At 40.7% G+C, this 1,574-nt stretch carries 2 protein-coding genes and 1 other RNA gene; 2 read left to right on the forward strand and 1 reads right to left on the reverse strand.

Annotated elements, in window-relative coordinates; translation table 11 throughout:
- Nucleotides 1–709: 709 nt before the first annotated feature.
- Together PGQ38_RS18875 and PGQ38_RS18880 are read left to right on the forward strand one after the other, a co-directional pair.
- Nucleotides 710–841, forward strand: coding sequence for a hypothetical protein (locus PGQ38_RS18875; RefSeq protein WP_267904441.1), 132 nt, complete (start codon nucleotides 710–712; stop codon nucleotides 839–841).
- 88 nt (nucleotides 842–929) lie between these two features.
- Nucleotides 930–1,082, forward strand: coding sequence for a hypothetical protein (locus PGQ38_RS18880; protein WP_233456192.1), 153 nt, complete (start codon nucleotides 930–932; stop codon nucleotides 1,080–1,082).
- Between the two features lie 14 nt (nucleotides 1,083–1,096).
- Here the strand turns inward: PGQ38_RS18880 and ssrA are convergent.
- Nucleotides 1,097–1,446: a transfer-messenger RNA gene (gene ssrA / locus PGQ38_RS18885) on the reverse strand.
- Nucleotides 1,447–1,574 lie beyond the last annotated feature (128 nt).

A 1,574-nucleotide genomic window follows, 5' to 3' on the forward strand; every position in this document is an offset into this window, starting at 1 on the left:
GTCACAGAACAGCCAGTTTTTACGGTTATGTGCTTAAGAACATAACCGTAATTATGTGCCGAACTTAGTTATGTGCTCTTAACATATTTCAAGAAAAATGTCATAGTTAAAAGAAACTGTCGAAGAGCTGCATAAACAGTATTCACAGACTCAAGACACATGCTCACCTGTTGAAGAAGGTACTGATAATTCCAAATCGACCGAAGACACTGATAAACTTACCACTCTTGCCGCTCATTTTGATGTCAAAGAATACACCGAAGACGAATTGAATGAAATTCGCCAGTTTGCTGAATTTGTGAAAAACAAAAGGAAATAATCGGCATATCTGCCAGAATGTACATTGACATTATAATATATTTACCCAGGGAACTGTTAGGGTGTTATGTCAGCCGCCGGACACTTTTGTGAAAGGAGGCTGGTGCTGATGGTTACATACAGTGATTTATTTACTTTTGTAATTATGCTTTGTGCAGTCATAACTCTTGTTATTACTTTTTCGCATAAAAAATAGCGCCCCTGCTCTGGTAAAGTAAGGCACTATTTTTAGCTGATGCTTTATCCGGCGGTCAGGTGTGCACTGACCAACGGTTCTCTTGTTAAATATATTATATGTCACTCCGAAATATTTGTCAATTTTCTTTTTGTGGAAGCAACTGTACAGATTTTTGTACACGTATTGAGATATACTAAAGCGGGAGGTGTTTACATGAGCACATATGAGGAATTACAAGACCAGACCTGCGCGGACGGTATAGACGTAATGGACTATGAATTTAATAGTCCAAACATAAAAGGCTTATATTGTAACAGCACTGTAGCAATCAATAAGTCCATTTGAAGGAATGGTTATACCATTCCGTTTTCATGATCTCCGACATTACTCTGCTTCGATCATGCACGCAATTGGTATCCCGGATCAGTACATTATGGCAAGAGGTGGATGGAAAACAGATACCGTTCTAAAGGCTGTATACAGAAATGTGATCAACGATGAGCAAAAGAAATTTACAGATAAAATTAATTCGCATTTCACAACTATGCAACACGAAATGCAACACGAAAAAGAAAAAACGCCGTAAATACGGCGTTTTCACTATGGACCTGGCGGGAATTGAACCCGCGTCCGAAAGTCTATCCCTTGCGGCATCTCCCATCACAGTCGCTGTATTAACATTCCCTCCACAGTACGCCCACCGACAGGCTTACTGCTTCAGTAGCTTCATGATACATCTACCGGGGCAAAGCTTACCCGGCAAGGTTTCTCACAAGGTCGACGCCAGACTCCTGAAGTGTGAGTGCAACAGGACTGACGGGCAGCACTTAGGCTGCCATTACTAACTGATCGTCAGCGTTTATATTTAGAATTTCCCGTTATTACGCAGTTCGGGAGACTGCGGATGGCTTCCACAACTTCAAAACCCCCGTCGAAACCAGTACAAGCCCTAATCGTATATAATAGGTATTGCTGGTGCGCAGACGAAGTTTGTGTAATTGTGCTTTCGCTAAGATATTATTATATGCATTTTTTGCAAAGTTGTCAAGATGGTGTTTTGCTATTTAGTGTGTTGAAA

The sequence above is a fragment of the Blautia faecis genome, from assembly GCF_027662325.1.
GTDB classification, from domain to species: domain Bacteria; phylum Bacillota; class Clostridia; order Lachnospirales; family Lachnospiraceae; genus Blautia_A; species Blautia_A faecis.

Excerpts from the sequence above, each read along its gene's own strand:
- PGQ38_RS18875 (WP_267904441.1), top strand. The coding sequence starts at position 710 with ATGAGCACATATGAGGAATTACAAGACCAGACCTGCGCGGACGGTATA.
- PGQ38_RS18880 (WP_233456192.1), top strand. The coding sequence starts at position 930 with ATGGCAAGAGGTGGATGGAAAACAGATACCGTTCTAAAGGCTGTATAC.